Origin of the sequence: Cytobacillus luteolus (assembly GCF_017873715.1) — a bacterium.
GTDB classification, from domain to species: Bacteria; Bacillota; Bacilli; order Bacillales; family Bacillaceae_L; genus Bacillus_BV; species Bacillus_BV luteola.
This window is the reverse complement of record NZ_JAGGKM010000014.1, coordinates 19,221-27,563: the sequence shown is the minus strand read 5'-3', so window position 1 is coordinate 27,563 and position 8,343 is coordinate 19,221. Positions and strand designations below refer to the sequence as shown.

Annotated in this window: 5 protein-coding genes and 2 riboswitches; all 5 genes read right to left on the bottom strand. The window is 36.4% G+C overall.

Translation table 11 applies throughout. The features are described 5' to 3' along the window. Positions 1-309 precede the first annotated feature (309 nt). The 5 genes from J2Z26_RS21690 to J2Z26_RS21670 all read right to left on the bottom strand — a co-directional run bounded on the left by J2Z26_RS21690 (position 310) and on the right by J2Z26_RS21670 (position 8,158). Positions 310-1,635: an NCS2 family permease gene (locus J2Z26_RS21690; RefSeq protein WP_193534082.1), complete on the bottom strand. Its 1,326-nt coding sequence runs from the start codon at positions 1,633-1,635 to the stop codon at positions 310-312. A gap of 108 nt (positions 1,636-1,743) precedes the next feature. Next, positions 1,744-1,844, bottom strand: a riboswitch (purine riboswitch). Positions 1,845-1,945: 101 nt separating this feature from the next. Beyond that, positions 1,946-3,490: a glutamine-hydrolyzing GMP synthase gene (gene guaA, locus J2Z26_RS21685; RefSeq protein ID WP_193534084.1), complete on the bottom strand. Its 1,545-nt coding sequence runs from the start codon at positions 3,488-3,490 to the stop codon at positions 1,946-1,948. Between the two features lie 140 nt (positions 3,491-3,630). Beyond that, positions 3,631-3,732: riboswitch (purine riboswitch) on the bottom strand. 38 nt (positions 3,733-3,770) lie between these two features. Next, positions 3,771-5,981, bottom strand: coding sequence for a transglutaminase TgpA family protein (locus J2Z26_RS21680; protein ID WP_193534081.1), 2,211 nt, complete (start codon positions 5,979-5,981; stop codon positions 3,771-3,773). After that, entirely contained in the window at positions 5,978-7,195 is a 1,218-nt protein-coding gene (locus J2Z26_RS21675; protein ID WP_227413556.1) for a DUF58 domain-containing protein, read from the bottom strand. The genes J2Z26_RS21680 and J2Z26_RS21675 overlap by 4 nt, the downstream gene beginning before the upstream one ends. After that, positions 7,196-8,158 carry an AAA family ATPase gene (locus J2Z26_RS21670; protein ID WP_193534080.1) on the bottom strand — a complete coding sequence of 321 codons (963 nt, stop codon included), beginning with the start codon at positions 8,156-8,158 and terminating at the stop codon, positions 7,196-7,198. Between the last annotated feature and the right edge of the window lie 185 nt (positions 8,159-8,343).

Here is an 8,343-nt window from a genome sequence, read left to right as displayed (position 1 = left end):
AACTCTCCAATAGAGTTGATTAGCTCATGCTAAAACAATTTTTAAAACAAACATTGACGCTTGTGTTGTGTTCAGTTTTCAAAGAACTTTTTAACCAATCGCTCGTAAGCGACTTAATTAATATATCATTTATCATTTCCAACGTCAACATGTTTTTTAATTTCTTTTTTCACATGTGCTTTTCACTGGAGCGACTCACTTATAATACCAAGTTACATTTCCTTCGTCAACTCATTTTAACTTGTAAATAATCCCAATACACAAAAAAGTACAAGCCATATTATAGAAGACTTGTACTTTCACATTTTATTATTCAACTAAGAAGATAAAGTATAGAACAAAGATAACGAATAGACCGTACATAATTGGATGAATTTCTTTCCCTCTTCCTTTTACAAGCATTGTGATTGGGTAGAAGATGAACCCGATTGCTATACCTGTTGCAATGCTATATGTTAGTGGCATTGCAATTATTGTAAGGAAAGCAGGAACTGCAATTTCAAAACGATCCCATTCAATTTTACCTAGAGTTGATACCATTAATACACCTACGATAATTAATGCCGGTGCTGTTACAGCTGCCGTAACTACTCCAAGTAATGGAGAGAAGAATAAAGCTAATAAGAACAAAGCAGCAGTTACAACTGAAGCAAAACCTGTTCTTCCGCCAGCAGCTACTCCTGCTGAAGATTCAATATATGAAGTAGTTGTTGATGTACCTAAGATAGAACCAACTACAGTTGCAGCTGAGTCAGCAAATAGCGCTTTACCTGCACGTGGTAATTTATTTTCTTTCATTAATCCCGCTTGATTTGCTACAGCCACTAATGTACCAGCTGTATCAAAGAAATCTACAAATAAGAAAGTTAAGATAACCACTAACATTTGAATCGTAAAGACATCACCGAAGTTTTCAAATGCTGCACCAAATGTTGGAGCAAGACTTGGGATTTCGCCTACCACTGCTTGAGGAACACCAATAAGGTTAGTCGCCATTCCAACGATAGCGGTAAGAACCATACCAATGAAGATTCCACCTGTAACACGACGTACCATTAAAATAACAGTAATCACTAGTCCAAAAATCGCTAATAATGTATCGCCTTTTGTTAAATCTCCTAAACCAATCATTGTTGCATCATTACCAACGATGATACCAGCATTTTGCAAACCAATGAATGTTATAAACAAACCGATACCAGCACCAACTGCAAATTTAAGCTCTGCTGGAATTGAGTTAATAATCTTTTCTCTAAGACCACTTATAGTTAATAGAATAAAAATAAGACCTGATACAAGTACACCTGATAAAGCTGTTTGCCAAGGTATACCCATTGTTAGTACTACTGTAAAGGCAAAGAATGCATTTAATCCCATCCCTGGTGCTAACGCGATAGGATATCTAGCGAGAATCCCCATTAACAAAGATCCAAGTGCAGCTGCTAGCGCTGTTGCCACGAATACCGCACCTTCATCCATTCTCATTTCAGCAGGTAAATCTGGTATTGCACTTAACGATAACATTGAAGGGTTAACGAATAAAATGTAAGCCATTGATAAAAACGTAGTTAAACCCGCTATTGTTTCTCTTTTATAATTTGTACCTAACTCATCAAACTGGAAATACTTCTTCATACTTCCGACTCCCCCTTACTATTGTCTTAAATAAACAAAAAACGCCCGAGAAATTCTCGAAGCGCCTGACCAAAAGGAATACAATAAAAGGGAAGAGTAATATCACTCTGCTTTCACTTTATATCCCGTAGTCAAGCAATTATGGTTGCTTGGTAGAAACTTATGGGCCATATCCCCAAGATTATACGACATATTTCAACAATATTTTATTTGTCTTCATTGTAACAACTTCTAGTTTTGATGTCAACAAAAAAACCGAACATTTTTTATAAAAATGTTCGGTTCATTCGTATTTAGGTTATATCAGTTGTTATTCCCATTCAATTGTTGCTGGTGGCTTACTTGTAATGTCATATACTACACGGTTAACATGACTAACTTCATTTACAATTCTAGTTGATATCTTTTCAAGTACATCCCAAGGAATTCTGGCCCAGTCAGACGTCATTCCATCAATTGATGTTACAGCACGCAGACCAATTGTATAATCATACGTACGCGCATCCCCCATGACACCTACACTTCGTATATCAGGTAAAACCGTGAAGTACTGCCAGATCTCACGTTCAAGACCTGCTTTTTTCACTTCTTCACGTAGGATTGCATCTGATTCACGAACGATTTCTAACTTTTCTTCAGTTACTTCACCTAGAACTCTAATTCCAAGTCCTGGCCCTGGGAACGGTTGGCGCCACACAATGTCATCAGCTATCCCTAACTCTGTTCCTAGTGCTCTTACTTCATCTTTAAATAGCGTATTTAGTGGTTCAATAAGCTGAAACTGCATATCTTCTGGAAGGCCACCAACATTATGATGGGATTTAATGGTTTGTGCTGTTGCAGTCCCACTCTCAATAATGTCTGTATAAAGTGTACCTTGAGCAAGATACTCAATACCTTCTAACTTTGTAGCTTCATCATCAAAAACATAGATGAATTCATTGCCGATAATCTTACGTTTTTGCTCTGGATCACTAACGCCTTTTAATTTAGCCATGAAACGCTCTTTCGCGTCCACCTTAATTACATTCATGTTAAAGCCTTCACTGAACGTTTTCATAACTCCTTCAGCTTCATCTTTACGAAGTAAGCCATGGTCTACGAAGATACATGTTAACTGATCTCCAATTGCCTTATGAATTAGAACAGCAACAACAGAAGAATCTACTCCTCCACTTAATGCACAAAGTACTTTCTTATCGCCGACTAAAGCTCTAATTTTTTCGATTTCAACTTCAATAAAGTTCTCCATTGACCATTCTTCTTTGCAATCACAAACTTCAAATACAAAGTTTTTAAGGAGGTCATTTCCGTACACGGAGTGCCTTACCTCTGGGTGAAATTGTACTCCGTATAAATGACGTGAAGCATCACTCATAGCAGATATTGGACAAGATGGGCTAGTTGCATCTACTGTAAAGCCATCTGGTGTTGCTACAACCAGGTCACCATGGCTCATCCACACTACCTGTTCACTTGGTAGGTTATTAAAGATCTTTGACTCATTCTCGAGTGTAATAGTCGCTTTTCCATACTCTCGGTGCTTCGCCTTTTCTACTTTCCCACCAAAATGCTTCGTCATTAACTGCATTCCGTAACAAATACCAAGTACCGGAATTCCTAAATCGAAAATTTTCTCATCACAGCTAAATGAGTTTTCATCATATACGCTATTTGGTCCACCTGAAAAGATAATCCCTTTAGGATTCATTTCTTTAATCTCTTCTGCAGTAAGAGTATGAGGGTGTAATTCGCTATATACACCAAATTCACGGATACGACGAGTAATTAATTGATTATATTGGCTACCAAAGTCTAGTACTACAATAGTTTCTTGAAATCCTTTCACTGCCATCACCCCATCAAGTATAGTAAAACACACCTTAAACTAAGTCTATCTCTACTTTTAACAACCTATCCAACACAAAAAAACTAGAATCCTCCCTATGTGTATAAAGGCAGAATTCTAGTTTTATCAAGTTGATAAAAAACTCTATTTGAATAGTCTGCCTTCATAGTCAGGTTATTTATGGTAACCCGGTAGAAACTTTCGATCCATATTATCGAGGATATACGAAGGAATATAGTAGTCTATTAAATTTGAGTTTAATTTTATCAGCCAATCCTATTTACGGTCAAGATGATGTCTTTTTAATTAAATTTTCCCACAATTCTACCGACTTAACCCATTCATCTTTTGCACTATCACTTCGATAAAGTGCTTTTTCATAACTAAGGGTAAGATTTCTCATATCATTTGTACTAAAGTACTTATCAACATAAATCGCATAGTCGCGTAATGTTTGACCTTCCTTACGCTTTAAGCCAAATTGATCGAGTTGTCTTAATAATGAATTATACGCTAAGAAATAAACTTTGTCGTTTTTACGATACTTATACATAAGTATCGCTAGGAACGGATACCATTTACCTCTTGTTTTGTATAATATGAATGCCGCAAGCAGCAAAACACTTGTGATAAATAAAACTTTCTTCCAAGAGATTTCAGAGAAGTCAATCTCAATGTTTTCAAACCAACTTTTCTCGCTTGGACTGTACCCATCACTTTGCTCCTCTTCTAACCCAAGCTCTGGTTGATCTGGTTTTTCTAGTTCAGGTGTCGTGTTGGGTGTGCTATTATTTCCTGCTGATGATAAGTCGTAAACAAACTCAGATGGGTTACTAAATCCTTTTGTCGGTTCAAATGGAATCCAGCCATAACCTGGGAAATAAACTTCTACCCATGAGTGAGCATTATTGTTTGTAACCTCATAAACTCTTAGTCCCTCGTCTGTATTTCTAACATATTCTCCATCAGAATATCCTTTTACCCAACGAGCAGGAATTCCAATAGAGCGAAGCAGAACGATCATAGAAGTGGAGAAATTATCACAATACCCCATTTTAGTTTCAAATAAGAATTGGTCTACATAATCTTGATCTTTACTGGGCACGGCAACGTTTTGCGTGTCATATATAAAGTTATTTGCCTTGAAATACGTTTCGACTGCTCTTACTTTTTCATAACGGTTTGTTTTATCTTCTGTAATTTCTACAGCTAACTCTCTCACTCGTTCAGGAAGATCTTTTGGTAACTGAGTATATCGATCTAAAAAGCCATCAGCTTTTTCTAATCCTTCACTTACTCCGATAACTTCCTTCTCTTCTCTAAGTTCTTCTACCGGGAATTGAGGATGATTGTACGTTACTGAGTATTCCTCTGCAGAAATAGATTCGTCTCCCTTTAACGTATGAATTTTTTCAGTACTAGGATTTACGCTAAAGATAATATCAGGATCCGTTTCTACTGATAAAAGTTCAAGTGGATAGATAATATGATGGTATTTAATATTTAGGTCAATATTAGCCTCTGCCAGTTCGAAACCAGTTTTTTCTTCATACCAGTTTAATACAGTGTTCTCTTGGTTAAAGGCTGTTCTTTCTGTGGAATAAGATGCTTCCCACCCTTTTCCGGTATACTCATCTTTTGTTTCAACTCTCCAGTATTGTCTTTTACTAGCTTCCGCAGTAAATACCAAAGTGTTATCACCGATAAACGGTCCACCTAACTGTGTGTCATTCGTACCATAACCAATCTTCTTGATACCCACACCTGTTCCATTTCCTTTTCCATATCCGGTCAAATAAGGAACGGGGTCAGGCCATTGTGGTGCGGCCTTCGGTGCAAAATAACCAATTGTAGTTGAGCAACCAATAAAAACAACGAGAGGAATAACCCATTTAGCAATATACTTCGAGCCCTTTTGGATACCTTCCTTATCTCTGATGCGTTCAATATACAAAATTCCCAGCATACTAAATCCAATGATTATGGTACGCACGATTGCAAACTTAGCATCATAAGGGCTAAATGTATCAAGAACCGTGATATAAATAATCGTTAGCATTAAGAACAAAAATATTCTCTTTTGAAGGATGATCCAATAGAACATCAAGTAACTCATCAGCCATAATAAAACAAAAAACAACAGAGTCCGAAAAGCTGGAGTAATCTCTAGCCAATTTGCATTTAATAAAAGGCTAACATTATACATAATTTCAGAAATAAACAATTTTACCCACTCTATATCAATGAAGAGCCCTTCATAAAAGAGCATATGAATCATAAACACCATGATAAATAGCTTAAGAGATGAAGAAACTAGTAACCTTGTACGTAAATAATTTAACAGAAAACAAACACCGATAAAGACGATGAAGATATAGACATTTTCAGTGTCTGTCACTTGGGTTAGCGGTCTTAACCACTCCCATAAAAGGAGAAATCCAAAAACGTGCACCAATAGACTTCGATCTTTTGCCATACGATCTTTAAGTAGTGTCATGATCTACTCACCTCAAAAAACACTTCTGAATAATGACCCTCATACACAACCTTTGCAAACACATTTCGCTTCCTAAGTGTTTCTAAGATGCTCAGTTCTTGACTTGAAAGTTGAGAAGCCTTTTCTTTTACAATAAAAATAATCATATTTACTTTACGATGTGCTATTTTTTCAAAAGTGCGAAGCAAATCCTCTGTAAGCATGCTCGTTACAATCATAAAGGAAACATGCTGATACATTTTTTTAATTTCACTTTCTATGTTTTGAGAGAAAGGAGTTTTGCTATCATCTTGAACTTTAGCCAAATGATAAAAGATTTGTTGTTGCTGCATTTCACCGCTTCTTAGAGGATAAATTGATTTCTCCTCTCCAATCGAAATAAACGAAACTTGCGCACCTTTTCTAAGAATAGCTTTTGAAAGAGATGCAGAAAACGTTACGACAGGTTCAAAAAGCGAGGACTTTGTTCGATCCATAAAAATCACCACATCATGACTTTGTTGTTGTTCAAACTCCTTTGTCATAATGTCATTTTTACGCGCAGATGACTTCCAATCAATCCAAGAGAAACGGTCACCAGGCTTATATTCTCGAATCCCTACAGCAATTGCTGTGTCTCTTTGTAAATTAACGTTCGATGCTGTTGCTCCCTGCTCAAAACGACTTTCTAGTTGGCGATAGACCATGTCAACATAGTGAGGGTAAACTAGAAATTTATCTTTTATCGTGTAGTTAATCTCTTTTTCAATTAGGCCAAATATATCACCAGTCTTAATGCGAATGGTTGAAAAATGATGTTCTCCCCTTGGAATGGAGTCGAACACATACTGATACGTTAGTGATCTTTTAAAACCAGGATATAGAATCACTTTTGACTTTTTTGATTGTTTGCTATAAAGCAGTGTTGGAGATAATACCTCTTCAACTACTAAATACAATAAAGGAAAAGGAAACCTTCTTGTGATGGTAATCGTTCCAACTAGTTTTTCTCCAGCACTATACTCTTTTTGATTTGTGATTCTATTAACTTTCAATGTTTTTAATGGATACAGAGCAAAAAGAATAGAATATAGTCCAAATGGTAAAAAGCTATAAAATAAAAACCAGCTTACAAATCCTCCTTGAAACATCGCATACACAAATGTAAGACCAATCAAAAATAGCACCACTACCAATTTCCCGAATGTGCGTAATTTATCTTTTGTCGTTTTCATTTACCGATTCAACGACCTTTGAACTGGGACGGGTGTCCGTTCAATTATCTTTGCAACAACACTTTCAGTCGTTACACCATCAAACTTCGCTTCTGATTTTAATATCATTCGGTGTGGAAGCACAAAAGGTGCTAAAAATTGAATATCATCCGGAAGAACAAAGTCCCTACCATTTATTAATGCATAAGCCTGAGATGCTTTCATTAAAGCAATCGAACCACGAGGACTTGCTCCTAGGTAAACAGAGGAATGCGTTCTGCTTCGGTCAACAATTTCAATAATATACTTCTTTAATGACTCCTCAACGTAGACAAGTTTAACTTCTTCCTGTAATTCAATAAGTTCTTCTATTGTAATTACTGCTTCAAGTTCATTAATTGGCCTCGTTCTTTGAGCTCTATTTAGCACTTCTAATTCTTCCTGAACAGAAGGATAACCCATTCTCATTTTTAATAAGAAACGGTCCAATTGTGCTTCAGGAAGAGGATACGTTCCTTCGTACTCGATTGGATTTTGAGTAGCCATAACAAAGAATGGTCTTGGTAAAAGCCTTGTTACACCATCTACCGTTACGCTAGCTTCTTCCATACCTTCTAGTAAAGCTGCTTGTGTTTTGGGAGAAGTTCGGTTGATTTCATCTGCTAACACAATATTCCCCATGATCGGCCCCGGGCGGAACTCAAACTGCAATTCTTTTGGATTATATATAGAAATACCTGTTACATCTGACGGTAAAAGGTCTGGTGTGAATTGAATCCTTTTAAAATCTGCACTTACTGACTTAGCTAGAGCACGAACCATCATTGTTTTACCTACTCCAGGTACATCCTCAAGTAAAACATGGCCCTCTGATAATAAAGCCACTAAACTTAATGTAGCTACATCACGCTTACCGATCATCACTTTTTCAATATTTTCAATTACTCTCCCTAAAACAGGATGCATTGTATCAAGCTGTGCCATTCTAATTCCCCACTCTCTCTACGTTTTAACTATTAAAACTGTCCATCTATAACTTATTATACAATTCGGAAAAAAATCATTAAATCCTCTAAAATTTGTAAACTAAATTTAATTGTTTTGTAATTTTTAACAAATTGACACTGTGTTCCCAACATAGTTAGACGTTAACAAGCATGAGAGGGTTA